This window comes from Fodinibius roseus (genome assembly GCF_900129315.1).
In the GTDB taxonomy this organism is placed as follows: Bacteria; Bacteroidota; Rhodothermia; order Balneolales; family Balneolaceae; genus Fodinibius; species Fodinibius roseus.
Map to the genome: position 1 here is coordinate 1 of NZ_FQUS01000033.1, position 26,650 is coordinate 26,650.

Here is a 26,650-nt window from a genome sequence, read left to right on the forward strand (position 1 = left end):
CCTTGCCCGAAACCCCCGTCCAGAAAAACTAATCTGATGCCCCCGCTGCCGGGGAATGGTTTGTTTTCCTGGGAGCCGCGCATTCAGGGGGAAGCCTTGATTATGTAATAAATAAACGTGTAAATATATACATTATTATTTGATAAAAACCCCAATATTTTGTACTTTACTACCAGTGGGAGACGGCAATCTCCCCTCTTAATTTTAACCTAATCTTTCCATTTATGAGTACAGAACTCTTTGATCAATTTGTTAAATATGGAACCGAAAGCTTAACCGATAAGCAACTGGTTTCAGAGGTACTAAGCCCATCTATAGCAAAAGAGCTTGAAACAGCTTACGGAATAAATTTTCGTGAAATAGCCCGTAAAGATTGGAAACAGATCCGATATGATACAGGGTTGGAGAGCGAAGAAGCCGGGAAAGTAGAGATGTTTTTTGGTTTGAGCAGACGAGTTCAGCAGGCTGAAATTGGATCCAAGATTCAAATAATAGACCCAGCAGACGCTGTTGCTTATTTAGGGCCAAAACTTCGGGATTTAAATAAGGAGCAGTTTATCGTTGTTTTTTTGAACAACGCTAAAGTCATTACTGGATTTCATAAAATTAGTTCGGGTGGTTCTACTGCAACAATTGTTGACCCTGCAGAAGTAATGCGACAGGCTGTTGTGAGCCAAGCAAATAGCATACTGTTGGCGCATAACCATCCCAGCGGCAATCCAAAGGAGTCCAGAGCGGATATAAAATTGACCGAACGAATTGTAAAGTCAGGGAAGCTATTAGGCATTCCAGTTAATGATCACATTATCATTGCTGGCGATAGTTATACGAGCATGAGAGCTAAAGGGCTTATTAGCTAAAAAAATAATCCGGGGCCACAGGCCCCGGAATTCTCAATTATTTTCATCAAAGACACAAACCAATGAAAAAAGGAACCGACCATTTTAAAGCAACAATTCAGACGCACCTTGAAGAAAAGGCAAGTGATGATCCTTTATTTGCTGAAAAACTTAACAAAGAGGATAAAGACATTGACGGGTGTATTAATTATATCATTCATCAAGTGAAAAAAATTGGAGCCCAGGGTTACACCGATAAGGAAATTTATGGGATGGCTGCCCATTATTATAGGAAAGACGATTTGGATGAGTGCGACCCTATTGATTGTGGCGTTGTAGTTGATCATAAACCGAAGCTCACCCAAGAAGAAAAGCAGGAGCTCAAAGAGCAAGTACGGAGAGAGGAAATAGAAAAAGAGCGGAAGCGACTGCATTCTGGAGGGAAACGGAAACGCCGACGGAAGAAGGAACAGGAAGAAGAACAGACAAACCTATTTTAACTATGATACCAAAAACGAAATTACAGAAAAAGGTTATATGGTTAAGTAAGAAGGTTGACCCCATGACCGAAGAGCAGAAGCAATGGGCTAATGATGCACTATTTAGAGGATACTACGTGCAAGTCAGAAATAGAAATTTCTGTTTGGAATGTGGCCATAAATGGAATCCGGAATGTAAGCGATTGGGTAAGCGAACCTGTCCGAGTTGCGGAACAAAAGGACTTAAGCATGTTGACCATTGGGATACTGATAAAAGCATCTATAGATATTGGGCTAAAATTGATATGGTAGAAGGTTGTCAGGTCGTCCGCATGTTCTTTGCTGAGAAGTACCTGAAACGGAAGCAGACGCCAAAATACTATCATCAAGAGGTTATGCAGCATTGGGTTCGCGAGGATGGAAAAATCACTTCAATGGCCAAGCTCTGTAGTACGATGGGCGCTTGCAGGCGGTTAGATTCATGGAGTCCGGGAACAGATCTTGAAGTGCGTACAAATTCCCGCAACCACCAGATGCGTTGTAATATTATTCCAGATAAAATTTGCCCGGGACGAAATACGCTTCCTATAATTCGACGTAATGGATACAAAGGGTATTTCAGGGGTGAGGCCCCCCACCACTTTTTTTCAGCTATTCTTAAATATCCCAAAGTTGAAACACTGCTGAAAGCTGGGCAACATTCATTGTTTAGTTTGTGTGTTGGGATGGGCGACTACGGCCGTAATAAAGTTCGCCAGTACTGGAAAAGCATTTGTATAGCCATGCGCAATGATTACATCGTTGAAGATGCCAGCGATTGGTTAGATTATTTGGGAATGCTTGAACAGTTTGATAAGGATATTTTGAATGCTGAATATATCTGTCCCGATGATCTTCACAAAGCCCATAATCACTATAATAGTCAATTGCAGGAAGTTCAGATTCAGCAGATGCTGGAAAGAGATAAAGAGAAGATCAAAAAAGAAAATGTTGAGTACCGAGCAAACAAAGGTCAATTCTTTAATATGAGATTCAGAAATAAAAATATAAAAATTGAGCCTTTAACATCAGTACAGCAATTCCTTATTGAAGGAAAGAAGCTTAAGCACTGCATCTACACCAATAGTTATTACAAGCGAGATAATTCTTTAATGTTGTCAGCGAGAATTAGCGGAGAATTAGTAGAGACGGTTGAGGTGAATCTTAGGAAGATGGAAGTTTCCCAAGCAAGAGGGTTCAAAAATAAGCCAACCGAACACCATAAAAAAATCGTTGATACCGTCCGAGAGAACATGGACAAAATTGCCAAGCGAGCAAATACAGAAGCAGTAGCAGCTTGACCATAAAAAAAGAGAAAAGTTTATTATTAATAAATAACCGTGTATATTTATACCTTATGAATAATAAAATAAACGCATCTATTATGAGCAAAGAAAAAAAAGCGCTCAAAGATTTAATTGCATCAGTTGAACGGCACTTGGAGAATGGAACAATCCATGGAGCTGATTTCAAGTCTGACCTGCAGAAAGCAAAACGAGCTGCAGGACAGTCGGTAAAGGATCCATATATTACCGGAGACCTGGGGCACGTCATAACCGAAAAATAACTTTACCACGTGTTAACATTCAATTATTTAGATAAATACTGGTCGGTTTTTAATAAAGCCAAATTAGCCAAAGAAAGTGGCATCAACCTTGATACCTTGAAAGCAAAATTCCGGAATCCACCATCTTCGCTATCTGGAGATCAGATACAGGCTTTAACCAAAACGTTGCGCTCCGGAGGAATCAAACGACGGGAGCGGGTTTCGGGCAAGGAGATTAACGAAATGGCATTTGTTTTTAATAAAGTTCTGGCTAAAAAAGCAGGGCTAAGCGACAAAGAGGTCGATAAAATATACCAGGGTCAGTCACTATCGGAAGAAGCAGAAAAAAAATTAGGTCGCTATATAACTCAAATGGCAACAGATATTACGAATACACTTTAATCTGATATTCATAAAAAAAAATTATAACTTCATTGCAACACTTCAATTTATATAGACAGAATTGCCACTGAAAGTAATTTTCAGTACCCTTTGTCTATAATTGGAAAGATTAGGGCCTATCCTCTTTTGAGGGTAGGCTTTTTTATTTACCTCTACCCTAATGGTTACCCAGCGGTAGCCTGCTCTACGCTGGAGTAAACCAACACCTCCTTCTATACTTAAATTTGCACGTTCGCAAAGCTCACTCTTATGGACCTTCTTGAGAGGTGCCAATCAGAACAGGGCAACAGGAACCGGAACGTTGTTCACTGAGAGCAATGGTCCATTCCCTGGATCTTTGGGCTTATACGGGCGGACCTTTTTGGTATTAAGAAGAGGATAAAGCCCTGATTATGAAATAAATAAACGTGTAAAAATATACATTAAAATTTGATAAAGACTCCGATATTTTGTACTTTACTACCAGTGGGAGACGGCAATCTCCCCCTCTAATTTTTAACCTAATCTTTCCATTTATGTTTAATCAGATTAAGCAATTCCTTTCTTCTTTTTCGACTTCACATAAGCAAGATGAATATATCTTTGACCCTGTAGCAAAGTTTACAGCAGATGAGGTAGAAAATAAGCAGTTTGATTTTGATGTTTCAAGCCACCTTGAAAATTTCATAGCTACTCTTAATTACTGCCCGAGTAAAAATTTACGAGAATATTGGAGAGAGATTTTAACTACCGTAGTTGAGGATGGATATTATCAGATGCCCAAACCAACCCAACCCCACGCCTGGTTTATTCATGAACGGCTAATCGAATTAGAAAAAGCCGGGTACCTCGATTATATAGGATTTGGTTCTTATACCATCGGCCGGAAAATGTGGCGTTAAAAATTGTGAGAAATCCCGTCACCTTAAGGCGGGATTTTACATATCACAGCCCAAAATTTAATTAAATCACTCCTTTTATGTTTGGTTATAAAACGGCAGAATTTTTAACTACCATCAATGACAGGAACCGGCGAGATTGGGCAACATCAACACAAAGTTTTTGTCTTGATGTTACCCATGAGTTAGCGATGAGTTATTCTAAGGATCACTATTTTTTCCAAGTATTGGATTTAAGTAATGCTTTTTTGAGAGGAAAAACCTGCGTTAAATATCGGCTCACGACGGAAAAGCCTTATTCCTTTTCAACTATCATTGGAGACAATGGCAGTTTGCAAAATGTATTTGAAAAATTGGAAGCATTAGACCCGGGCACCTATGAACAAGGCCAAGAACTTAGTTCTTATTTATTGGGAAAACCCGACGTTTCATTAACAGCCTACCGGCGAGAAAGGAAAGCAATTCGCGTCTTTTCTCCCCTTCATTTAGATCATGTGAAACCTCTTCAAAAAGAGCCCAAAAAATGGAATGTTCGCCTAGCTATGCGAGCCCTTATAAATGGGCAATTTTCCACGCTGAAATGTAATGGGAAGTATAGCGATGATTATGCCTATGATGCAGCAGTCAATTATCATCAAGGTACTATTGCTGACCATATTTATTTTGCGGCAAAGATCATAGAGGATCCATCGGGATGGAGGGTGTATAGGGACCGTGACAATAAGAAAAAGGTTCACCTTAATTGTCATCATTTTGATACCAACGAATTTATATTTCAGCTGGAGCCCACGGGAACAATAGAACAGTAATATTTTATTATGGGCAGGTTCTCCCCTGCCCTATTTTAATTTAACAATAGTTAATAAACCGGTTGTATTATGGAACATTATCAAGAGTTTAAAACGTTCTTTCAGAAATTAAATCCAGCGGGAAAAATTGATGCCGGAGCCGAAGAGCTTTTGCAAACAATGTATTCAGATCTACAAAAATTTGCCGATAGCTTAGAGGGCCAGAAAGAAAGAAAAAATATTTCATTTGAGAATGTATTACTTGACGAAATATTTTATGCTGGAAAATATAAGTTCGTTAAAATAGACGAAGGTTCTGGCCGGGTGTTGGAAGTATTAAAAGAGTCGGAAGGAACCGGACCAGTGGTCGAAGTTCCGGAGGGATTGCAACCATTAGACACCGTAGAATATCACAGGAAAAACTTGGTAGATATTTACATGCGCCCTGGATAAATCAATGTAGCATTTTAAATTAATTAGGACCCGCCAGCCGGAAGGTTGAGCGGGTTTTTTATTGGGTTATTAACCTACTGGTTAATAATTTAGAAAGGCCAGAATTGGCCAGAGAAAAACGGAAGCACTAAAGAATTAGAAGTTACAAACGGGAATTGCAATCGCCGTCTTCCTCTTTTCGAGAAGCGTAAAATCTTAGCCGCCTCTGGCGGCATAATAATTTGAGACCCTTAGGGGTCAACGGGTTATTATATAAAAATGTCATAATACTTTAATGTTAAATAGGTGCTATAAAAGTTGATTATCTCTGATTGGCTGTTTGAATATTGAGGGAGTCAGCAATTTTTAGTATACTGGTGACGGAATGCGGTTAAGAATAGTAGCAGGCAGTTGGCCATGTCTGACATCATGATTTTCGGCGGGGCCGGAAATCATCAACATGACCAGTTAGTGCCTGTTCCATTCGCGCCTTCGCGCTCAAGGAAATTAAACCAACCCGGCCCATGGCCATTGAAAAAAAGAAACGCATAACCGTTCGATTTGAACCTGAAGATGAAGCCTGGATCCTCCGGAAAGCGGAGGCCGCCGGGTTGAAAAAAAGTACGTACATACGGGAAGTGGCCCTGGGAAATATCCCCCAGGATGAGGCCGACTTTTCGAAGTATGATCATACTGAAGCTTTGCAAAATCTCCGGAAGGAACTTCGTAAAATTGGAAATAATATTAATCAAATGGCCCGGGTGGCCAACACCGTTGGGGATGTCAACGGGGAGCGTTTGAAGGAGATGAAAATGGAATTGGGTAAGGTAAATACTCAGATTATAAGAGAGCTTTTATGATTGGAAGTAAAGCAAAATCCCATGCGAACTTTAGCAATCTTATTAACTATCAGTTACGGTTGGATAAGTGCGAAGAATATACGACCAATAATTTATATGCCGATGACAAAAAGGGCATTGCTGAGGAAATGAAATTGACTTTTCAATTAGCTAATAAGGACCGGCCGGAACAGGAAAAAATTAAAACACCTACCTATCATATTTCCTTTAGTTGGCCCCAGGAAGACAACCCAACGAAAGAGCAAATGTTAGCGGTTGGACAAGACTTTATTAAACACATGGATTTGGAGGAATATCAGTCGGTCATTGCTGTTCATCATGATACCGACCACAAACATATTCATGTTGTTGCTAACCGTGTGCATCCCGATGATGGGGAGCTTTGGCAGGAGTGGAAATGGAAAGATACTCCGGAAGGAAAAAAATGTGAGGCTACTCACCACCAGCGCGTTGAAAAATTTGAGCGGACGATGGAAAAAGAATTTGGCTGGCGGGTGGAACCGGGGCGCCATTTTGGAGATTGGGAAAAAGAGTTCGATGGATATGCACCGAAATTATCCGAAATAAAACGGGCTGAAAAAGTGGAGCATGTGGCTGGTGGAATGGGAATGAAAAACCTGGATTTGCGACCTGTGAAAGTAAGAGCTCAAGTATTAAAAGAAGAGCTATATAACACCCAATCATTTAAAGAGTTAGATGAGGTATTAAATAAAAATGGATTATGGGTTGCAGCAAAAGGTCAAGGGGCGGTGTTTACTGATGAGGTATATTCCGTTAAAGCGAGTTCTGTAAGTCGGGGCTTGGCGGGGCCCCAATTAGAGGAACGATTTGGGGAGGATTTAAAAGCTTACATAAGAGGCCGAGAAAAGAAAATAGATTTAACCCATGGGAAAGAACAATTTAACCAGTGGGGGCATTGGTATAAACAGACAATAACCGAATGTATATATTCTGAAAGTGAAAATCGGATTGCGATGGCCAAAGGAAAACTTCAGAAAATACAGCGGTACAGCCAGGAATTTCGAGCCGCACAACAAGAGCTGCAGGATAATTTTCGGAGTGCGTTTAAAAATAGCAGAGAGGCTTATGGATTGGTGGGCAAGCATATTGAGCAAAACGGCTATGATACTACTATTGAGAAGTTAGTACATACCCCGGAGCAGTTTGGAGAGATAGAGGATAAAGAAATATTAAATGATCTTCCAAAGTCGCTGAGAACGATTGAGCAAATACAACACCGGTATGGCCACCATATTCAACAGATGTCAAAGGCCGAACGCAAAGAATATATTTCGGTCCAACAAAATAATGTTGATACGTGGCAATCTGTTCGGAATGTCGTAAGTCAGCAATGGCACCAGGCAACGCGCCAAACCGAAGGGGGACGTGTTATTGATAAATCAACAGCCTCGATGATTGCTATGAGCAGGGTTGTTAAAGAAGGGTTAAAAGGTGGAAAGGTTGCTCCATTTACTTCCGGCATTGAAGCCTGGAAGCAAGCAACTAATGTTTTGGCATCAAATTTAAAGACAGATGGAGGAAGAGTAGCGGTTTCATTTTTAAAAGGGGGTACAAAAGCAGCCCGACATGCAGCTAATATTATCAGTAATCCTACAGGTGGATCGATTAAGATTATGAAAAGTATTATTCAATCAGCTGCACGAAATATGGATGGTATTAGCCGTCAACCTGGACGAGGTCGGTAATATTGCAGGTTATAGGCCTATTGGTTTTATTTAAACAACAAAAATTTAATTTAACGGCAGGTTAGGACATTGGATAATTATAAAATATCTCATACTGAGGAAAGTATACGTATAAGTGCGCGGGTGGATCCGCTACTTAAAAAGCTCATCACAATGATTGCAAATAAAGAAGCCGCGGGTAATGCTTCAAAAGTTATTGAAAAAGCCTTATGGGAGGCTGTTAAAAAAAGAGGGTTTGATACGAGCTCTATAACGACTACTACAAAAAGAAATAAAAGTAGTAATAATAAAATCCAAGAGATTGCATCCTTTATTAAAGGCCCATCGGGATATGAAGTACCAGTAGAAGATTAAACTTTAGATCTCAGCAACCTTGCGGGCTGATTAGGAGCATTTCTACCATAATTAGCCCTATCCCCTTCCTAATATATTTAAAGGCTTCAAAAACCAAATTTAGTCTTTTCATATATACATATATTAGTTTATGAATATATTAACTAATTCATATTGATATAAATAAATATTTTGAAATATACATAAATGTATTTAGGTTTAGATTAATAAACTCATTTATTAGTTTATACATATATTAATAAATTTCATTGGAGGTAACTGGTTTTATGGAAACAAAAATAATAGCTATTGCTAACCAAAAGGGAGGTGTCGGGAAAACGACTACTGCCGTAAATGTTGCTGCTGCCTTAGAGAAATTAGGAGGAAAAGTATTGTTGATTGATTCTGGACCACAAGCTGATGCAACGTATTATTTGGGATTTGGTGAGTCAATGGATAAGACACTTGATAACGTATATTATGATAACACGCCTTTGGAAGATGTGATAGTAAAACGCGATGGATTAGATTTCATTGGTGGGAGTCAGCCCCTGGAGTTTGCAGAATTAAAACTACAAGAGGTTTCAGGACGTCATAAACTTCTATCAGAAAAATTGTCAGCAGTAAGAGGTCAATATGATTATATCATTATTGATTGTCCGCCAAGTCTTAGAATTTTAACTATTAATGCGATTGCAGCAGCGGACGAAGTTGTAGTAATTGTGGAGCCAGAATTTTTTGCTTTAAAAGGGCTGAAACGCATAACTAAAAACATTGAGAGTATTAGGAATAAACTTAATTCAAAACTTGGTGAAACTGGATATTTAGTAACGAAATTTGATGCGCGTAAGAAACAGCATGGTTCGATATTAAAAGCCGTCAAAAATAAGTATAAAAACCAAGTATTTAATACCAAGATCAGAACAAATTCAACTTTAAGTAATTGTACCTCTAAAGGAGAAACCATCTTTGAATTTGATGCAAAATCTTATGGTGCAATAGATCATTTAAACTTAGCTAAAGAAATGGTGGACCGTTATGGCCGAAGATGATTTTAACTTTGATGAATATTTGGAAGATGAAGAAACAGCAGAAACATCGAAAAGCAATAAATCAAATAATAATGAATCTACGACTGAGGTAAAGAAAAGCTCTTCGAAAAAAAAGGATAAGAACCTGGATAAAACAACAGATGATTTTTTGAACAGAAATAGCGTTGAGTCTGAATCTTGTGCCTTTTATATGAACCCCCAAGATGCAGAGGTAATAAGAGCAGTAGCAGCTATTTCAAATAAGACCCAAGGGCAATTTATGTCATATTTGATAGATGGGTTTATCAATGACAAAGGAAAAGACAAAATTAAAAAAGCATTAACGAAATATAGAAATAAAGAAAACTTATTTTAATTTATTGTCAGACAAATTTGTATGACATATAAATTTTTGTTATCGTTCAGAAAGGTTTTGATAAAAACCTGAATATCATCATGGATTGGCAAATTACAACTACTGATAAAATTGTGGTGTCAGTAGGAATATTAGTTATTATCGGAATGTTTTCCGGTTACAAAGTAACTATTAATTATACTGACTCGATTCCAAAAGGACTTTATTTTATTCAAAATGAAGTTCCTGGGAAAGGTGACTATACCTTAATTACGAAACAAAATCTGTTAGATTTTGCAACTGGTAGAGGGTATATCGCTGACGGTTCTTACATCGGAAAAAAAATTGTTGGAACTCCAGGAGATACGGTTGTTGTATCCTCAAAAGGCGTTTATGTGAATAGTAAAGAGCAAGTAGCCAGCCAACCCATAAAGGTTGATCGAAATAATAGATCAATGCCCCATAATATCGGAACACAAATTATCAAAGAGAATGAAGTTTTTCTTTTGGGAGAAACCAAGGATTCATTTGATAGCCGGTATTATGGTACTATTAAGGCCAAATATTTGAAAGGTACTTTAATACCAATAATTACATTTTAATTTATCATAAAAATCTGTGACTATGTTTAAAATAAAATCTTTAGTAGTATTATTTATTCCGGCACTATTATTTTTTTCCTGTGATGAAACTATAGACGATAGTTACACTAACCACATTTCATTTACTTTGCCAGAAGGGGATGGTATTGCAGAAGTCAAATTAGGAGAGAATTATGAGTATATAGGTGAAATACATCATGGACCAGCTGAAGCATTAGAGATAGAACATTCCGAATTTAGGCCGGATGAAAATTATTCTGGCTGGTTAAAAGGTGAACTTATAAATGAAGGACATGCATTTAAAATAACCGGGACACCAGATACGATTGATACATTCCATTTTTTTATTAGAGTTAAACGAAAAGATAGTACAGCAAATATAGGATCATATTCATTGGGATTTAATATTGAAGTTTTAGAAGAAAAATAATTTTTGGGTTTAAAATATCATCAAGAAGGTATGTGGGAAAAGATATCAACACTCGCATTTTTTTTATTAATACTATCTATAGATTCCTATTCACAATCAGTTAAAGAGGTTTTTGTTGGAGAGGTATTTAGATATTCTGAAGCATTTGAAGCTACATCAGATGGTGGATGTGGAGGGCCATATTTACAAGATGTTGACATTCCTGATTGGATTGAAGTTACATCTAATAGAAGTGGATATGAATTAGAAGGTTCAACCAATCAAGCGGGGGAGTATAATGTTTCTTACTATTTCCAAAGGGGAGTTAATGAAGGATCTTCAAGTAACCCAAGATGTTATTCAGAAGACATTAATGAAACAGAATTTACATTAGTTGTTAAAAATAGACCGCCGGAATTTACAAGTAATCCTGTAACTTCGGTAAAAGAAGGAGATAATTATAGATATGATATTTCTGCTAAAGATTTTGAAAATGATCAAATAACAATTTCGGCGACACAGATTCCAACAGAGTTTTTAAGTTTTAATGATAGTGGGGGTGGAACTGCTGTTTTAACTGGAACACCAAGCTATAACCAAAGTGGTTCTTACAATATAGAACTACAGGTAAGCGATGGAAATGGAGGAGGTACTAATACACAATCATACACATTAGAAGTAAATAACAATAATCGTTCGCCCAGTATTGATTCTTCTCCACCCACATCAGCTACCGAAGGAAACAGTTATTCGTATTCGATTGAGGCATCCGATCCCGACGGCCAAAACCTTACGTATTCAATGGATACTGGGCCGGGATGGTTGTCCTTGTCTGGCAGTACCCTTTCGGGAAATCCAGGATATAATGCGACTGGTAGTTATGATGTAACAATTTCAGTGAGCGATGGAAATGACAGCGATAGTCAATCATTTACGATTACGGTTGATAATTCTAATCGGCCGCCAAGTATTGATTCAAAGGCTCCAACTTCTGTAAATGAAGGAGATAACTATTCGTATGAGATTAGTGCCAGTGATCCCGATGGAGACGATCTTACTTATAATTTAAACGAATCACCCAGTTGGGCATCCATTTCAGGGAATACGATTAGTGGTAGTCCAGGGTTTTCGGATTCTGGCGACCATGATTTTCTCGTTGAAGTTTCCGATGGAAATGCCAGCGATTCTCAAAGCTTTACTGTTACCGTCGGCGGGACCGACCGGGGACCCTCCATAAAATCCAGTCCGCCAACATCAGCGGTAGAAGGAAAAGAATATAGCTATGTCATTGAGGCCAGCGACCCGGACGGAGACGAAGTTTCCTATACCCTGGTTGAGGGAACGTCATGGCTTACCCTTGATGGAAACCACTTGCATGGCACGCCAGGAAAATCCGCGCAAGGCGATCATTCCATAAAGGTGCGTGCTACAGCAGGAGGGAAAAATGATACCCAAAGTTATACGCTAACGGTTGATAATACGAATCAACCACCAAGCATCGGTTCTTCACCGGTCAAAAGTGGAAAGGAAGCAAAAACGTACGAGTATGTGGTAAATGCCAGCGATCCCGATGGAGATAATCTTGCCTACAGTTTAGATACAGGACCGGATTTTGTTTCCTTTACCGATAACCGGCTAACGGGCAAGCCGGGATATAACCAAGCAGGAGAGTATGAAATAGCACTTTCCGTTTCTGATGGCAATGCCAGCGATTCCCAAAGCTTTACGCTCACGATTAGTAATGTAAACAGAGCGCCAAGCATATCATCTTCCCCGCCAACGTCGGCCAAAGGTGGAAGCGCTTATGAATATGTGGTGAATGCCAGTGATCCTGATGGAGACGATATTTCCTATTCAAAAACAGCCGGACCTGATTGGCTTTCTATGAGTGGTAATACTCTTTCTGGCACACCGGGGAATAAGGTTGATGGAAGCTTTGATGTTACCGTCAAAGCATCGGATGGAAATGCTATCGATTCTCAAAGCTTTACCTTAACAGTCGGTAGCACAAACCGGCCACCCAAATTTACCAGTGACCCGGTAACGGGTGTTAAGGAGCAGAAGAAGTATGCCTACCAAGTGGCTGTTAATGATCCGGATGGAGATAATATTAGTATTTCAGCAAAGGAAAAAGCCCCCTGGATGAATTATTCCGACAACGGCGACGGCACAGCCGTACTGTCCGGAACCCCGAACGCGGAGCAGTCCGGGAGTTACCAGGTGATTTTGCGAGCAAACGACGGAACCGAGCAAGTGGATCAAACCTTCGAGGTTACCGTTTCTGATGTAGGGCGAGCCCCCACGATAACATCGGATCCTACGACCTATGCCAAAGAGGAAGTTACGTACTCTTATGACATTGAAGCCAGCGATCCTGATGGAGACAATATTAATTTTAATTACGCTTCGGGCCCTGGATGGCTTTCTCTATCGAATTCCGATCCCAAAACCGGAACGGCAACTTTAACCGGAACGCCCCCTGCTGGAAAGTCGGGAGAGTATACCATTAAGATTGTGGCCACAGCCGGGGAGGAATCAACGACCCAGCAATACACGCTGGAAGTGGGCACCGGCAATGGACCACCGACTATAACGACGGATCCTGTAAAAAGTGCATCGGTAGCAAAGTCGTATCGATATGCTATTAAGGCTTCGGACAATGAAAATGAAAAGATAACTTTTTCCCTTGAAAAGGCTCCTGATTTCTTAGGTCTGGCAGGGAAAAAACCGGAAGCTGGGGAAGCAGCCCTTGTTGGAAAACCATCTAACGGCGATACCGGGAAACATGAAATCATTATTAAAGCAACCGATAATGGGAATCCTAAAAAATCATCCCAGCAGCAATTCACCCTAACGGTTTCGGTAGGAAATAATGCCCCCGTTATTGAATCGCAACCTGCAGAAGAAGTCAATGTCGGTGATTTGTATGAGTACAATATTCGAACACGAGATCCCGATGGGAACGATGTTACAATAACAGCGTCCGGGGAAAGTGGTTCGAAGCTGCCAGGGTGGTTGTCATTCAGTACCGGCGATGATGGTACAGCTGCGCTCACGGGAACACCAACGCCAGATGATAAAGGAACCTTGCCCATTATTATTACTGCAACCGATAATGGCCAACCTGAACAATCTACAAAACAACGCTTTGAAATTAGGGTTGAACCCAAGTCAGTTTCTCAACTGGATGTATTTTTTGTGTATCCCAATGCTTGTCGGGAGAAGTGCACGATTAAGTTTGCCCTGCCAACAGAGCAGCAGGTACATATGAAAGTCTATTCTCAGGCTGGGAAATTGGTGCGAGAGACCGGAAAATCTTCATATCCAGAGGGTATCAATGAAATTGAGTTTCTCCCTAAAAAGTTACCCAGTGGGAAGTATTCGTTCACCATTTTTGGACAGGATATGAGCTATAATGCGGAATTTACCCTTATTCGATAATTTAAAAATTAATCAATATGAGAGTTTACACGAGATTATTTTTGATAGGATTAACAGGAATGCTAATTGGCTGCGGTGGAAATTCGAGCGGTACCAATCCATCTAAACAAACACAAAAGAAAGTACAACTTACCGGCACTCTGCCTCAATCATTAGGTGTTGACTCGACCTTTTCAGATACACTTGAATTTGTTAATGGAAAAGTTGGGAACGTGGATTTGGGAGATAATAAACCTGAGTGGCTGAATATTAAGACTAATGAGAACGATAAACAGGTAATTATTTATGGTACCACCCCTGGAAAAACAAGTACCCAGAAATTAACTCTAAATATCCAAGGAGATCCAACTACGTCTGGAAATTCAGCTTTTGGCCTGTCATTTACGTTATCAGTATTTGAGTAACGGCTATTTATATGCTTAATCGCAAATAAAAGACAATAACACCGATGAAATATAACGTCAGTGAAAAAACCCAAGATGAGTTAATCGGCTCGATGAAACGAGCCCTGGGAAATATATGGCCAATGGTTCAAAATGATGGCATTACTGATATCGAATATAACACAACATCAAATAAGGTGTTTATTGATGGGAAAGATGGCCGGGAAGAATCAGATTTTTTCTATCCTAATAACAAAGCACAAAGGTTTATCAATACCGTTGCCAGTTTCCATGGGGTTGAAATTAATGAGGATCATCCCACCCTTTCTGTGCGGTTACCGAATAAATTAGGTGGCTGTCGTCTGCAGGCAAATATGAAACCCGTTACCGATGGTATAAGCATTGTGTTACGCAAGCCAGGAGACCTTTATCCTATAGATGATTATTTCGGAAAGGGAGGGGTAGCTATTCCAGATGAAAGAAAAATTAGCGACATAAACGAGTTGGAAACTGCTAAACAGCTACTGATGTACGCCCTTAAAATGCGTAAAAACATATTATTTGCCGGTAGCACGGGTGCAGGAAAAACAAGTTTTTTAAATAGCGTACTTTCAGAGCTAAAAAAAATTCATCCCACCGACCGGCTTATCATCTTAGAAGATACCCATGAGTTACAATGCACATTCGATAATCACGAGTTTCTGAAAACCCACCAAGGCAAAAGGGCAGGAGCAAGTGTGTCGATGTCGGATTTAGTTGAAAATTCCCTTCGGATGAATCCCGATAGAATAATTTTGGGAGAGGTTAGAGGAATAGAGGCATACGATGTGTTGAATGCGTGGGATACTGGCCATGAGGGAGGCTTTTGCACCTACCATGCACCTGATGCCACACAAGGATTTTGGCGATTTTTTCGCCTTACAGGTATGAAACGAAATAAAAGCAATTATCACTTTGCTGCATCCGCAATAGACTACATTTTTTTCTTATCAAAAGTCCGTGGGCATCGTGCCATTCGAGAAGTTGCAGCGGTTTCTTATGATTACGATAAAGATTTACCTGATATACAAACAGTTTTTCCAAAAACAACAAACAGTGCTTTGCACAAAAATGCCTCAACTAATGGGCATTAATCCTAATAAACCAAAGAAACAAATAAGGTCCTTTCAAGTGGACCACAACCTAAAATTTATTTTGTTATGAAATATTTAAAAAATGCAGTTTTCACTGGGATTATAACGTTAATAATGTTTCCGTCAATTACTTTAGCATCTACTTCCGGTGGAGGGAGCTTTGGCGGTGGAATGCCATTGATTAATATTGGAAACCAGGTGATAGATTTTTTGCAAGGACCCATTGCCATGATTCTTATTACCCTTGGTTTAATCTTAGGTGGAGCTGGAATAGTATTCGGAAGGGAGAATGATAAACGTGGATTTAAGCGTCTTGGATGGGCAGTTGTTGGTGGATCGATTATTGTTGGCGCAAGCTCACTTGTAACATTCTTTTTTGGGGGGGCAGTTATATGAGCGGAAAAGAATATCACCGGGTACATTCATCCTTAATAACGGAACCCAAAATAGCTGGGGTAACGAAAGGGGTATTTTGGATTGAAGTCATTGCAGCATTATTGATGTTTAACTACTTCCGGGTGCACTTAATGTCTGCGATTTTGATTGGAATAATATTTTTTATCATTCATCCTATTATTCGATCAGCTCAAAAAGAAGATTCGCTCTCGGTACAATTGTGGTTTGTGTCTGCCCTTACAAGTCAAGGCTATTATCCAGCAAAAGAAGATATAAATAGACCGCCACGACAAGCTAAAAAATCAATTCCGAAACATTCCTAATTATGGTAGAATTCCTGTTTACACTGGCATTTGGTAGTTTGCTTGGAGCTGGATTCTATTGGTGGATCCTACAAAGTCAGGAACATTCGGATACAGTCAAATCTGCCTCAGGTTTGGTAAATTGGGATTACTTGGAAGAGCCACAATCCGAAGGCATAATTCGCCTTGAGGACGGCGGATTATTAGCATCTTATGGGTATCAGGGAAAGGATCTTAATTCAGCTGGAGAAGCACAACGTGCCCATCTATCCGAACAGTTAAACACCTTTTTTAAAGGCTTTGAAAACAATTATGGATTCTTTTTCAGCATGATGAGAAAGCCGGCCAGCGGTTATCCTGACGGTGAACATTTCCCGGATCCTGTAACTTATAGTATCGACCAAGAACGCCGGAGGAAAAACGAGCAGGAAGGCCAGCATTACCGGTCAGAGTTTTATTTAAGTATTGTATGGCGTCCAGGCTACCGGCCGAATGTTGAAGAATTCTTAATCGAACTGGAAGAGATTGAAGATGAATTAGAAAAGGTTCTTTATCCAACCCGGCTTGATGGATCCGAGCATTTGGCACTTTTATATCGGCAAATGCACGGGATTGATCAGCCGGTAACTCCACCGCAGCACAAAGAGCCCATTAATGATTTGCTGGCTAACCAGGATATACAAGTATTGCCAATTTACCGGCGTGAAAAACACCCAGTTAAATCAGCGTTAAATATTCCGGATGAAAATATTGTTATTGACGGCAACCAATATATTCGAACAATTACGATTACCGGATATCCCAATCGAACATTTAATGGAGTACTAAACCGACTCAATCAGTTAAAGGCCGAATATCGATGGACCACACGCATCTTTACAATGGATCGCCGGATTCAAGAAAAAAAGATAAAGAAGGCCCGTGATATTTTCCGGATGGCACGATATAGTTTTTGGAGTATTATTACCGGTAGTATGACAGAAGGGGAGGAAAAGGATGATGATGTTGAAGAGGCTTATAAAGATTTACACGCCCTTTCAAAGATGAAAGATAGTTCCGAGGCATTAGCAAAGGTTGGGGACAGGTCCACCTCATTTGCTGTAAGTACATCAACGATTACCCTCATTCATGAGGATCTTGATGCTATAAATCAAAACACACGGGAGATTCTTTCTTGTCTTCGGGAAGCTGGATTTACAGGCCAAGTAGAGAAATTTCAGGCCCGGAAAGCATGGATTGGATCTCTGCCAGGCCAAGCAGAAAACAACCGGAAGGAATTTGTTTCCTCTTATAATATCGCTGATATGCTCCCTACATGGAGTATGTGGACTGGCCGGGATCAGAACCCCGGCAAATATATGAAAGGGGCCAGCGCCCATTTTTTAGCTAAAACCATTGGAAATGAACCCTTTAAAAAACACCGACCAGCAGCCAGTGGTGCCGGGCACAGCATAATTGTGGGTATAACCGGAGGTGGTAAATCCGTTTATGCCAATTTTGAAATTGCCCAATGGCGTCGCCACCGGAATTCGCAAGTATATTTGTTCGATGTCGGTTATTCCGGTCAACTGTTATGTGAAGCGGCCGGGGGAGAACATTATGATATTATGAATAGCAACGGTTTTGGATTTCAACCGTTGCGGGATATGTCTCCTGAAGCACTTAAAACAGGGAAATTTTATAATCAGTGGGTTGAGGATTTATTCCACCTGCAAAACCACGGTCTAAATTCTAAAGATAAAAATAAGATTGGTGAGGCATTAGCAATGGTCTCACAAGAACCGCCGGAAGCACGAACCCTTACCCAACTTAGTTTCCACCTGCAGGACCGAGAGTTAAAAGAAACCATCAAACTTTATACAAGGGACGGCAACTACGGTAATATTTTAGATGCATCAAAGGATTCAATAGGTGACAGTTCTTACCAAGTTTTTGAAATAGGGGATCTTGTGAATGAAAAGGACGAAATAAAAATACCGATTTTTATGTATCTGTTTCACAAGATAGAGCAGTCGCTGCACCGCAGCTGCCCAACTCTTATATATGTAGAAGAAGCTTGGGCCGCATTTCAGAGCGAACACTTCCAGGCACGCCTTAAGAATTGGATGGCAACCCTACGAAAACATAATGGCCATGTTACCTTGGTAACACACAGCCCTGAACAAATTAATGAACTTAACCAGCCAGATGTTTTTCTAAGGAACATACCTGAGTACGTATTCCTGCCAAATAAGGAGATTGAAGAACCCAGTGTTAGAAAAAGCTATGAGCGGTTTTCACTCAATGAGTCCCAAATACAGACTATCAGCAACATTACCAAACAGAAGGAATATTATATCACAACTCCTGATGGTTCGGGTGCTATTGATTTAGAGTTGCTTCCCCTTTCTCTTGGATTTATTGGGGAACCTTCTGATTTGGGTATTGAGCAGCGAAAAGACAAAATAAAGGAGCTTAAACAAACCCATGGCCAACGTTGGCCTATTGCCTGGTTACAGTTTGTAGGCATGGAGGAAGAAGCCGAAATGCTTAAACAAAACTATAATAATCCGAAGTTTAATAAATCAACGACGGAGGTAGCATAATGAAAACCACAATAACAATTTCAACTCTTATTATATCGCTTTGTTTAACAACAGTCAGCAAAGCCCAATTTGCAGTCTTTGACAGTTTTAATGCCACGCTGAATAAAAGCCAAATTGTCAAGCAGTTGCAGGAATTAGAACAAATGGCCCGTCAAATTAAAACCATGAAGGACCAGCTTTCCTATGCCAAAAGACAATTTGAACAACAGCGCGATAATCTTAGGCAATTACCGAATGCCAGTTGGAATTCGATTAGTGATGTGAATGACAATATTGACCAAGTGTTGAATGCATCTCAAAATATGGCTTACATGGAGCAGCATTTGCAACAAAAATACAAGAATCTATATAACACCAATAAGCGGCTTCTTGATCTGCAGAATAATCCTAAAAAATACGAGGAGTACCAACAAAAACGAGCAAAACACTTAGATGAAGAAGCTACTGATGTCATGGTTACAGCAGAAGAAAATCTGCAGTTAACACCCGATTCATACGAATTTTTGAAATCAGTGCAAGGGGATATGAACCGTGAAAATCTAAGCCCCCAGCAAATGCGCCAGGTACAAGCCAAAGTTAATGCGCTCAGTTCTCAACAACTGATTGAAATTAAGCGACTCATCGCCCAGCATGCCTCTTTTGCAGCTATTAAATACAAGCAAACCCAAGAGGGAAAAAAAGACCAAAAACAACGGGCAAAACAGTTTAACGAGAAGTTTGATAAAGCCTTTGAGCAATGGAAGGAGCGCATTCCAGAAAATGAGCGTAAGCTTGTGCCCGACTGGGTTAAAGAAGAAGATAATTAAATATGAGCAACCGACGCCTCAAATATAGTTTTGCCTTTGTAGTAACTCTCTTGCTGGTCGTTATAATCGTTCCGGATGTTATTGCACAACAGACGTTTTCGGATGCTATCGATCAATTTCAGCAGGTAGATAGCCAACTTTGGCGGGCTAAAGCTTTAGATATTGGATCAGATATCTTTTTCGTCTTAGCGGTACTTGATATCATTTTTTATGGAGTTTCAATATCCCAGGGATGGATTAAACGGAGTATAGCCGAAGTTGTAGTTAGAGAAGGAATATTACTTGGTATAGCCGGTATAATTCTGATTTTTTATGATACCTTTGATGGCCTTGTTTGGGGCTTTATTGATATTGCCCAAGAAATTACAGGAATTGGAAATAATCTCAATGAATCCAAAATATTCTTTATGGGTTGGGACTATTTCTTAAATACCTCTTCTGCGGCCCTTGAAAACATTAGTTTTGGCGACATTTTTAGTCTTAGAGGTGTTGCTGATGGAACCCTCATTAGCACAGTTGTACTTTTTAAAGCGGGGTTGAATACGCTGTGTGGTTTTGTAGTATTTGTTGGATTTTTTGTTATCGCCGTGCAATATGCTTTTATAACCATTAAAGTGATTATTGTTTTAACAACGGGGCCGGTTTTTATCTCTTTTCTACCTTTTAAGCCAACCAAACGATGGGGCGAGCGGTACCTGGCTTATTTGTTTAAATTAGGCATCCAGTTGTTTTTCTTTTACATCATTTTAGGATTTTCGATGAGCGTATTAACTGAGCTTATCGGTAATATCGAAACCAGCAGTGTACCTGACTTTTCCGAGTCTTGGGAGTTGGCTTTTATGGCTGTACTCGGAGTTTTTCTACTTGCTAAAATACCGGGAGAGGCATCCTCATATATTACTCAAGACACCGAATTTTCAATTAGTAGTATTTTGCCAAGCCAAGTTAAAACGTAATACAAATTATTATGTCTGATAAAACCAATAAGGAGCATCCAACGTTTGAGGCTCAAAAAGATCCACGGAAGAATGATTTATACTATGATTTGGCTAAAAGTAAAGAAAATTGGCGGCGGGCGTGTTTTATCGTTCTGTTCTATTCACTACTTGTTACCGGTGCCCTTATTTTTAGATCCTTTCAAGCTGAATTTAAACCATATGCAGTAACCTTCAATGAGGTAGGAAAGCCCATACACTTTGGGCCTGCGGAACCGCTTAAACGAAGTGATGAGCGGTTACTTAGAGCGGAATTGTACGAATGGATAACCACGGTTCGAACGATTTATGAAAGTCGGGATCTTTTAAATAATCAGATGAACGATGCCTTTGCGCTGGTTGCATCTAATGTTTCAGAGCAGTTAAATCAATATTTCTCAATCCCAGAAAATGATCCCCGAAATCTTATCGACCGTTGGCGACGAACCGTTGACGTGCGAAGCATTATACCCATTGATAACCAGCAAGGCCGTTGGAAAATTGAATGGGTTGAGACAATGCTTTCTAAGGAGGGGGAACCCCGCGAGCGGCAGGCATGGGAAGCTTTTATTACTGTTAAGAAACAAGCCCCTACCACCAGTGAAGGTATCACCAAAAACCCACTGGGAATTTATATTACCGAATTAAACTGGAGTCCAATTTCTCCATCAACTCAAAATCAGTAGGATAATGAAGAAAGTAACTTTAACATTTCTCTTACTATATATCAGTTCCCTTTGTTATGGCCAAAATGGAACCGATCAAAATACATCGGCTATTCCGGAATCTTCTGACTCAGGAGCATTGACCTACGAAATTAATCGGCGTAGTAATGTAATTGAATACCCTTATGGATATTCCCAGGCTACCTTAAAAGCGACTCCGCTACGATTATCTCTTATTCAATTGCAGGAGGGGGAGAAAGTCCTGAGCATGTCGGCCGGAGATACCCGCCGTTGGAAGATTACCAAATCGTTTCAAGGATCGGCCGGCCAAGTAACACCCATTATTCAGGTGAAGCCCATTACCGACAACATTTCTACAAATTTAATAATAACGACGGATCGCCGGACTTACGATGTTACGCTTGAATCTCCGGCCCTGGATAATAATTCTACGAATCCGAAAGGTTCATTTACACGGAGGATTACATTTTATTATCCTGGAGAAAATAATTTTGGATCCATTGGCCAGAAACCAAATAATAGTGAGCGAGGCCCCGCAGCATTATCTTCTGCTGTTACAACACCGGAAGAAAAAAAGAACCACCGGTATAAAATAGAAAAGGGTAAATATGGATTTCCTTGGGAGCCAGTAGAAGTGTATGACAATGGGAAGAACGTTGTTATTCAAATGCCTGACCACGTAAATGCCCAAGATTTACCGGTCCTATTTGTTGTAAATGAAGTAGACGAAAAGGAGAATCTAAATTATTCATTTAACCCCGAAACCAACGAGATTAAATCAAATCGGTTATTTAAAAAAGGGGTTTTAATTAAAAAGTTTAAGCATCCCGGTTTTGCAGGATTTGGCACCGTAACCGATGAAAAAGAACTATTCATAATTCGAAAATAAATATCATCTATTATGAAAGCCCCTGAACCCAACCAATTTAAAGGACTGCATAAGAAGACAATTATTTGGATTGCATGTAGTGCTCTTGGTAGTTTATTACTTGCTGCTGTCATCTTCAATATGACTGGAGTAACCAACAGCGAGGCATCAGAGCCCAACCAAAGCTATAGTGGGGGAGAGCCCACCTATATGAATAATAAGCGAGATACGGCCAAATTTAATACCTATGGGTCGTTAAATAATGGTGGTCAAAAGAATGATAAACCTCAAGCGGACACAAATTATGTTCCACCCCCGCCAGAAGATCTATTTGGGGATAGTGAGTTGCTTAATCAAATGCAAAAAGAGCGATCCAATAGACGAACAGAAACCCCACCAATAACCCAACAATCCCAACAGGCAGCAACCGGGTCCACCAGAGGCCAGGATCCTAAACCATCCGAGGAAGAGCAACTATATAATCAAGCCCTGGAAAGTGATATATCCATAGGGGGGGGAGGTGGAAATAAAAAGAAGCCGGGTAATAATACGCAGACCAGCCAACAGATCCAGCAATACCGGCAAGAAGCCCAGCAATTACAACAACAAAACCCCTACCAACAAGGGCAGCCCGGCCAAGATTTTAATCATGCTGACCACGAGCAAATAAGTAACCATATTAAGACGCCCGATACGCCATATACGCTATTGGAGGGGACACTAATTCCGGCTACGCTCCAAACATCAATTAATAGCGATCTACCAGGGAATATAAAAGCCATCGTTACAAGAGATGTATATGATTCTATTAAACAAGAACATCTTATTTATCCAAGGGGATCAACGTTAATTGGTCTTTATGATGAAAGTGTTGTATTAAATCAAAGTAAGCTTTTGATTAGTTGGGGACGCATAATATTTCCAGATGGACGAAGCATGAGACTTCCAGATTTGAATACTCATGACAAACAGGGAGAAAGTGGCCTAAGTGGAAAAGTAAACCGTCATTTTTGGAAAATATTTGGCCAAAGTGCCCTCATTTCTCTAATTGGTGCCGGTACGGCAGTAGCCACTCAAGGACAACAAAGCAGCAACCCGTTTAATCAGACACAAGGTGTTGGGGAACAGGCAGCCCAGCAAATTGCAACCGAATTTAATCGGGTAGCTAACCAAGTCCTGCAACGTAATCTTTCAATGTCTCCGACCATTGAAATTGATGCCGGGACTGAATTCAATATTTTCTTAGCCGGTGATATTTCTCTCCAGCAACCTTATGAATATAAGCCCCCCGAAGAGTAATGAGTTCTATCACATATACTCCTGAGCGTAGCCTAAAATATACGCTCCGGCTCACTTTTATAAGTTTATCCCTGGGAGCTTTGCTTTGCCTTCCGTATGCCACCATGATGTTAGCATGGCTCCTGGGGTTTCATTCTAATATTGGAACACCCCTATTTGTTATTCCTGGGAATATTCATTGGTTTATAATTCCGGCTCTTACAGCTTGTGTGTTAGCTGCAGGAGGGTTGCTTTATTATCGAAAAAAACAATATGCCGGGTTCCTGCTTTTACTTTCTGGCGTTGGGTGTTGGTTTTTATTTCAACCGATATATAATCCTTTTTCAATTTTGCTTTGGGGGTATTCATATTGGGATATCCAGCAAATACAGCCTTTATTTCAAGAGCTTCTGCTGTATTTGGGAGTCTATTATGGGTACCTGTTGGTTGGTTTTTATTTCTTTTTTCAGCCATCCACGTTATCGACTTCTGGTACCCACGGCACGGCACAAATTGAATACGGTGACCAGTTTTTACAGAACGAAGGCCTTATCATTGGCCGCCATCAAAAAACTGGAGAGATCCTGCGATATACCCCTGAAAAGCATCTTATTACTGCTGCACCAACCAGAAGAGGTAAAGGCGTTGGTTCAATCATGCCTAATATTTTAACCTATCCTAATAGCCTGATTGTGGTGGACCCTAAAGGTGAGAATTGCGATACGACCTATAAACGCAGGCAAAAGATGGACCAGGATGTATATGTTTTAGATCCATTCTATGAGTCAACGTATGCGAAGGCTTATGGTAGCAATAGTTTTAATTTTATGGATTTGGTTGAATATGAAGATCCGGAAGCGTTTGATACGTGTAATATCATAAGTAAAACCATTATTACCTACGATCCTCATGACAACCAATTTTGGATGGACTGTGCTTATACATTGTTCTCTGGACTCATTTATTACGTTTCCCAAGCCCCGGAATTTAATGATAGGTCTCATGATCCTTTCCGGCCGAATATGCGAAACATGACAACTATTAATGATTTACTCCGGCTTAAGTTTGATGATCTTTTGGCTTATACAAAGTATATCTCAAATAATGATGATCTCCCATTGGATGTAAAGGAAGTTGCCAACGAAATTTTGACCGATAAGGAATCCCGAAAAATGCTAAATGGGATTTTAAAAACACTTAAAGTAAATATTGAATGTTTTCGGTCGCCCCGGATCCGTGATACTTTACGGGAAAGCGATTTTAACTTGAAAGACATTATCGATGAAAATGCAACACTTTACATTGTTATACCCATCGATAAGATGAAAACCTATAATAAATGGATACGAACTGTTATAGAGCTTTTAATTAAACGTACGATACAACTTCGTAACCCTCTGGATCCAAAGATCGATGAAAAAAGGATCTTATTCTTACTTGATGAATATGCTAATTTAGGCGTGGTAAGCTATGTGAAAGAGGCCTATTCCACAATTGCGGGGTATGGTATGACGTTGTGGACGTTTGTTCAGGACCTTAACCAACTAAAGAAAATTTATACCAAAGATTGGAAAACATTTATTTCCAATTCGGGAATATTTCAGGTATTTAATACCAATGATTTAGAGACTGCAGAGTACATTTCAAAAACAATGGGCGAAACCACCATCTTTTCGGAATCCAGCTCTGAAAATAAAGAAGTCAGCAGTGTTGGAATGACGGATAACCGGGGCCGCACCAAATCTGTTTCAGAGCGCAGCCGGTGGCTAAGAAAACCAAATGAAATTATGACAATGCCCATGCACGAACAAATTATTAAGCCTGATGGCCAGCATCCCATATTGGCAAATAAGGTAGAATATTACAAGGATCCTGAGTTTAAAAATTTGTTTATCACACGAGAGGAATCATATGCCGAGAGCCAGAAGCATCAAAAACCAGCTCCATCCCGAAACTTGAATATAGAATCGGATCTAAAGTCCATTATTTATAGTCAGGTTTATGCTGATGAAGAGGCAGAAAAGAAAAAGGACTCTGATACGAAATCAACAAAAAAAGAGCGAGATCCCAGCAGTAAAGGCAGGCAGCCTGAATCAAATGAGCCTGGCTGGCCAGATTGGGATTGATCGTTCATTTTATCCTAAAAAGCGCTAGTAGGGAATGTGAGCTTAATCCCATATATTAACGATTAGAACTTATATTTGGTAAAAATGGTCTAATTATGAAAACAAAAGAACTGTTACAGGAAATTTCGGAATTACCAACCGAAATGAGAGCAAAATTAGCTGATGAAATTTTGCGGACTCTCAACCCTACCAAACCGGAAATAGATCAAGCCTGGATCAAAGAAGTAGAGCAGCGAATTAAAAGCTTTGAGGAAGGTCGATCCAAAACGATACCAGGGGAAGAGGTCTTTCAAAAGGCTGAGGAAATTATCAAGCAATGACCTATATTTTTCAGGAAGAAGCTGAAGAAGAATTTTTAGATCAAATTTCCTTTTACCGTAAGATTCATCCTGCCGTTGCCCAAAAGTTTTCTTTTCAAGTCAAAGAAACAATTCAGCGTATTATAGCCTTTCCTGAAGCCTGGCCAAAGATTGATGATAGTCAAACAAGAAGGGTTTTAGTGAATGGTTTTCCTTTCAGCATTCTATACTATTTTAATAAAAAAAGAGAGCTCATTCGTATCATTGCAGTTATGAATAACAGTCGCAAACCCGGATACTGGCGAAACCGCTGAAAATTCAGCATTCGACCAATAAAGACGCCCATATTTTACTGCTAATCGATTATAAAAGGCGAAGCATAGTATCGTTCAACACTGGTAATTCTCTCTATCCTTTGAGGATACAGGACAGTATTGGTGCTTTTAAACCACCATATTATCTTAAATATCAACCACCCCGGTGGGGGCATCACAAAAGCACTTCCTTCCCGGCGGAGTACGGGCAAGGGCCTAGGCGCGTTCGTGCGGTTTTGGGACAGGCCCGCCCCCAAAATCCTGTGCTCACCCTTGCCCGAAACCCCCGTCCAGAAAAACTAATCTGATGCCCCCGCTGCCGGGGAATGGTTTGTTTTCCTGGGAGCCGCGCATTCAGGG

29 protein-coding genes are annotated in these 26,650 nt (G+C 40.0%); all 29 read left to right on the forward strand.

The window, feature by feature from the left end; all coding sequences use genetic code 11:
• Positions 1-224: 224 nt before the first annotated feature.
• The 29 genes from BUB16_RS19505 (at position 225) to BUB16_RS19645 (ending at position 26,290) form a co-directional block, all read left to right on the forward strand.
• Complete coding sequence (locus tag BUB16_RS19505) at positions 225-860, forward strand: JAB domain-containing protein (protein WP_073068256.1); 636 nt, start codon at positions 225-227, stop codon at positions 858-860.
• 62 nt (positions 861-922) lie between these two features.
• The gene (locus BUB16_RS19510) at positions 923-1,339 is read left to right on the forward strand and encodes a PcfK-like family protein (RefSeq protein ID WP_073068258.1); all 417 of its coding nucleotides are present in this window, start codon (positions 923-925) and stop codon (positions 1,337-1,339) included.
• 2 nt (positions 1,340-1,341) lie between these two features.
• Positions 1,342-2,658, forward strand: a complete 1,317-nt coding sequence (locus tag BUB16_RS19515) for a PcfJ domain-containing protein (RefSeq protein ID WP_073068260.1) — start codon at positions 1,342-1,344, stop codon at positions 2,656-2,658.
• 83 nt (positions 2,659-2,741) lie between these two features.
• Entirely contained in the window at positions 2,742-2,924 is a 183-nt protein-coding gene (locus BUB16_RS19520; protein WP_139240389.1) for a hypothetical protein, read from the forward strand.
• A gap of 9 nt (positions 2,925-2,933) precedes the next feature.
• Positions 2,934-3,305 (forward strand): hypothetical protein, encoded by a 372-nt coding sequence (locus BUB16_RS19525; protein WP_073068263.1) that lies wholly within the window; start codon positions 2,934-2,936, stop codon positions 3,303-3,305.
• A gap of 515 nt (positions 3,306-3,820) precedes the next feature.
• Positions 3,821-4,186 (forward strand): hypothetical protein, encoded by a 366-nt coding sequence (locus tag BUB16_RS19530; RefSeq protein WP_073068265.1) that lies wholly within the window; start codon positions 3,821-3,823, stop codon positions 4,184-4,186.
• A gap of 77 nt (positions 4,187-4,263) precedes the next feature.
• Complete coding sequence (locus BUB16_RS19535) at positions 4,264-4,992, forward strand: hypothetical protein (RefSeq protein ID WP_073068267.1); 729 nt, start codon at positions 4,264-4,266, stop codon at positions 4,990-4,992.
• 69 nt (positions 4,993-5,061) lie between these two features.
• Positions 5,062-5,424 carry a hypothetical protein gene (locus BUB16_RS19540; protein ID WP_073068269.1) on the forward strand — a complete coding sequence of 121 codons (363 nt, stop codon included), beginning with the start codon at positions 5,062-5,064 and terminating at the stop codon, positions 5,422-5,424.
• A 503-nt stretch (positions 5,425-5,927) separates the two neighbouring features.
• Positions 5,928-6,263, forward strand: a complete 336-nt coding sequence (locus BUB16_RS19545; RefSeq protein WP_073068271.1) for a MobC family plasmid mobilization relaxosome protein — start codon at positions 5,928-5,930, stop codon at positions 6,261-6,263.
• A complete protein-coding gene (locus tag BUB16_RS19550) occupies positions 6,260-7,969 on the forward strand; it encodes a relaxase/mobilization nuclease domain-containing protein (RefSeq protein WP_073068273.1) in 1,710 nt (569 codons plus the stop codon). Before BUB16_RS19545 ends, BUB16_RS19550 begins: the two co-directional genes overlap by 4 nt.
• Positions 7,970-8,038: 69 nt before the next feature.
• A complete protein-coding gene (locus tag BUB16_RS19555) occupies positions 8,039-8,323 on the forward strand; it encodes a hypothetical protein (protein ID WP_073068275.1) in 285 nt (94 codons plus the stop codon).
• Between the two features lie 266 nt (positions 8,324-8,589).
• Complete coding sequence (locus BUB16_RS19560) at positions 8,590-9,354, forward strand: ParA family protein (protein ID WP_073068277.1); 765 nt, start codon at positions 8,590-8,592, stop codon at positions 9,352-9,354.
• Entirely contained in the window at positions 9,341-9,709 is a 369-nt protein-coding gene (locus BUB16_RS19565) for a hypothetical protein (RefSeq protein WP_073068279.1), read from the forward strand. Before BUB16_RS19560 ends, BUB16_RS19565 begins: the two co-directional genes overlap by 14 nt.
• 80 nt (positions 9,710-9,789) lie before the next feature.
• A complete protein-coding gene (locus BUB16_RS19570) occupies positions 9,790-10,290 on the forward strand; it encodes a S26 family signal peptidase (RefSeq protein ID WP_073068281.1) in 501 nt (166 codons plus the stop codon).
• A gap of 22 nt (positions 10,291-10,312) precedes the next feature.
• The gene (locus BUB16_RS19575; protein ID WP_073068283.1) at positions 10,313-10,720 is read left to right on the forward strand and encodes a hypothetical protein; all 408 of its coding nucleotides are present in this window, start codon (positions 10,313-10,315) and stop codon (positions 10,718-10,720) included.
• A 3-nt stretch (positions 10,721-10,723) separates the two neighbouring features.
• Positions 10,724-14,140, forward strand: a complete 3,417-nt coding sequence (locus tag BUB16_RS19580) for a putative Ig domain-containing protein (RefSeq protein ID WP_139240391.1) — start codon at positions 10,724-10,726, stop codon at positions 14,138-14,140.
• A gap of 41 nt (positions 14,141-14,181) precedes the next feature.
• Entirely contained in the window at positions 14,182-14,544 is a 363-nt protein-coding gene (locus tag BUB16_RS19585; RefSeq protein ID WP_139240392.1) for a hypothetical protein, read from the forward strand.
• Between the two features lie 44 nt (positions 14,545-14,588).
• Complete coding sequence (locus BUB16_RS19590; protein ID WP_073068288.1) at positions 14,589-15,656, forward strand: ATPase, T2SS/T4P/T4SS family; 1,068 nt, start codon at positions 14,589-14,591, stop codon at positions 15,654-15,656.
• Between the two features lie 66 nt (positions 15,657-15,722).
• Positions 15,723-16,052, forward strand: a complete 330-nt coding sequence (locus BUB16_RS19595) for a TrbC/VirB2 family protein (RefSeq protein WP_073068290.1) — start codon at positions 15,723-15,725, stop codon at positions 16,050-16,052.
• Complete coding sequence (locus BUB16_RS19600) at positions 16,049-16,375, forward strand: hypothetical protein (protein ID WP_073068292.1); 327 nt, start codon at positions 16,049-16,051, stop codon at positions 16,373-16,375. Before BUB16_RS19595 ends, BUB16_RS19600 begins: the two co-directional genes overlap by 4 nt.
• A 2-nt stretch (positions 16,376-16,377) precedes the next feature.
• Positions 16,378-18,939: a TraG/VirB4 family ATPase gene (locus tag BUB16_RS19605; protein ID WP_073068294.1), complete on the forward strand. Its 2,562-nt coding sequence runs from the start codon at positions 16,378-16,380 to the stop codon at positions 18,937-18,939.
• Complete coding sequence (locus BUB16_RS19610) at positions 18,939-19,745, forward strand: TrbJ/VirB5 family protein (RefSeq protein WP_073068297.1); 807 nt, start codon at positions 18,939-18,941, stop codon at positions 19,743-19,745. The genes BUB16_RS19605 and BUB16_RS19610 overlap by 1 nt, the downstream gene beginning before the upstream one ends.
• Positions 19,746-19,747: 2 nt before the next feature.
• Entirely contained in the window at positions 19,748-20,701 is a 954-nt protein-coding gene (locus BUB16_RS19615) for a type IV secretion system protein (RefSeq protein ID WP_073068299.1), read from the forward strand.
• Positions 20,702-20,712: 11 nt separating this feature from the next.
• Positions 20,713-21,405, forward strand: a complete 693-nt coding sequence (locus BUB16_RS19620) for a VirB8 family type IV secretion system protein (RefSeq protein ID WP_073068301.1) — start codon at positions 20,713-20,715, stop codon at positions 21,403-21,405.
• A 4-nt stretch (positions 21,406-21,409) separates the two neighbouring features.
• On the forward strand, positions 21,410-22,294 hold the full coding sequence (locus BUB16_RS19625) for a TrbG/VirB9 family P-type conjugative transfer protein (protein WP_084088459.1): 885 nt from the start codon (positions 21,410-21,412) through the stop codon (positions 22,292-22,294).
• A gap of 12 nt (positions 22,295-22,306) precedes the next feature.
• Complete coding sequence (locus tag BUB16_RS19630) at positions 22,307-23,572, forward strand: TraB/TrbI/VirB10 family type IV secretion system protein (protein WP_073068306.1); 1,266 nt, start codon at positions 22,307-22,309, stop codon at positions 23,570-23,572.
• Complete coding sequence (locus BUB16_RS19635; RefSeq protein ID WP_084088460.1) at positions 23,572-25,677, forward strand: type IV secretory system conjugative DNA transfer family protein; 2,106 nt, start codon at positions 23,572-23,574, stop codon at positions 25,675-25,677. Before BUB16_RS19630 ends, BUB16_RS19635 begins: the two co-directional genes overlap by 1 nt.
• Before the next feature lie 95 nt (positions 25,678-25,772).
• On the forward strand, positions 25,773-25,997 hold the full coding sequence (locus tag BUB16_RS19640) for an addiction module protein (protein ID WP_073068310.1): 225 nt from the start codon (positions 25,773-25,775) through the stop codon (positions 25,995-25,997).
• A complete protein-coding gene (locus BUB16_RS19645) occupies positions 25,994-26,290 on the forward strand; it encodes a type II toxin-antitoxin system RelE/ParE family toxin (protein ID WP_073068312.1) in 297 nt (98 codons plus the stop codon). The genes BUB16_RS19640 and BUB16_RS19645 overlap by 4 nt, the downstream gene beginning before the upstream one ends.
• Positions 26,291-26,650 lie beyond the last annotated feature (360 nt).

Excerpts from the sequence above, each read along its gene's own strand:
- BUB16_RS19515 (WP_073068260.1), top strand. The coding sequence starts at position 1,342 with ATGATACCAAAAACGAAATTACAGAAAAAGGTTATATGGTTAAGTAAG.
- BUB16_RS19620 (WP_073068301.1), top strand. The coding sequence starts at position 20,713 with ATGTCTGATAAAACCAATAAGGAGCATCCAACGTTTGAGGCTCAAAAA.
- BUB16_RS19600 (WP_073068292.1), top strand. The coding sequence starts at position 16,049 with ATGAGCGGAAAAGAATATCACCGGGTACATTCATCCTTAATAACGGAA.
- BUB16_RS19545 (WP_073068271.1), top strand. The coding sequence starts at position 5,928 with ATGGCCATTGAAAAAAAGAAACGCATAACCGTTCGATTTGAACCTGAA.
- BUB16_RS19560 (WP_073068277.1), top strand. The coding sequence starts at position 8,590 with ATGGAAACAAAAATAATAGCTATTGCTAACCAAAAGGGAGGTGTCGGG.
- BUB16_RS19565 (WP_073068279.1), top strand. The coding sequence starts at position 9,341 with ATGGCCGAAGATGATTTTAACTTTGATGAATATTTGGAAGATGAAGAA.
- BUB16_RS19570 (WP_073068281.1), top strand. The coding sequence starts at position 9,790 with ATGGATTGGCAAATTACAACTACTGATAAAATTGTGGTGTCAGTAGGA.
- BUB16_RS19505 (WP_073068256.1), top strand. The coding sequence starts at position 225 with ATGAGTACAGAACTCTTTGATCAATTTGTTAAATATGGAACCGAAAGC.
- BUB16_RS19595 (WP_073068290.1), top strand. The coding sequence starts at position 15,723 with ATGAAATATTTAAAAAATGCAGTTTTCACTGGGATTATAACGTTAATA.
- BUB16_RS19540 (WP_073068269.1), top strand. The coding sequence starts at position 5,062 with ATGGAACATTATCAAGAGTTTAAAACGTTCTTTCAGAAATTAAATCCA.
- BUB16_RS19640 (WP_073068310.1), top strand. The coding sequence starts at position 25,773 with ATGAAAACAAAAGAACTGTTACAGGAAATTTCGGAATTACCAACCGAA.
- BUB16_RS19530 (WP_073068265.1), top strand. The coding sequence starts at position 3,821 with ATGTTTAATCAGATTAAGCAATTCCTTTCTTCTTTTTCGACTTCACAT.
- BUB16_RS19590 (WP_073068288.1), top strand. The coding sequence starts at position 14,589 with ATGAAATATAACGTCAGTGAAAAAACCCAAGATGAGTTAATCGGCTCG.
- BUB16_RS19615 (WP_073068299.1), top strand. The coding sequence starts at position 19,748 with ATGAGCAACCGACGCCTCAAATATAGTTTTGCCTTTGTAGTAACTCTC.
- BUB16_RS19550 (WP_073068273.1), top strand. The coding sequence starts at position 6,260 with ATGATTGGAAGTAAAGCAAAATCCCATGCGAACTTTAGCAATCTTATT.
- BUB16_RS19535 (WP_073068267.1), top strand. The coding sequence starts at position 4,264 with ATGTTTGGTTATAAAACGGCAGAATTTTTAACTACCATCAATGACAGG.
- BUB16_RS19575 (WP_073068283.1), top strand. The coding sequence starts at position 10,313 with ATGTTTAAAATAAAATCTTTAGTAGTATTATTTATTCCGGCACTATTA.
- BUB16_RS19625 (WP_084088459.1), top strand. The coding sequence starts at position 21,410 with ATGAAGAAAGTAACTTTAACATTTCTCTTACTATATATCAGTTCCCTT.
- BUB16_RS19645 (WP_073068312.1), top strand. The coding sequence starts at position 25,994 with ATGACCTATATTTTTCAGGAAGAAGCTGAAGAAGAATTTTTAGATCAA.
- BUB16_RS19605 (WP_073068294.1), top strand. The coding sequence starts at position 16,378 with ATGGTAGAATTCCTGTTTACACTGGCATTTGGTAGTTTGCTTGGAGCT.
- BUB16_RS19610 (WP_073068297.1), top strand. The coding sequence starts at position 18,939 with ATGAAAACCACAATAACAATTTCAACTCTTATTATATCGCTTTGTTTA.
- BUB16_RS19635 (WP_084088460.1), top strand. The coding sequence starts at position 23,572 with ATGAGTTCTATCACATATACTCCTGAGCGTAGCCTAAAATATACGCTC.
- BUB16_RS19510 (WP_073068258.1), top strand. The coding sequence starts at position 923 with ATGAAAAAAGGAACCGACCATTTTAAAGCAACAATTCAGACGCACCTT.
- BUB16_RS19520 (WP_139240389.1), top strand. The coding sequence starts at position 2,742 with ATGAGCAAAGAAAAAAAAGCGCTCAAAGATTTAATTGCATCAGTTGAA.
- BUB16_RS19630 (WP_073068306.1), top strand. The coding sequence starts at position 22,307 with ATGAAAGCCCCTGAACCCAACCAATTTAAAGGACTGCATAAGAAGACA.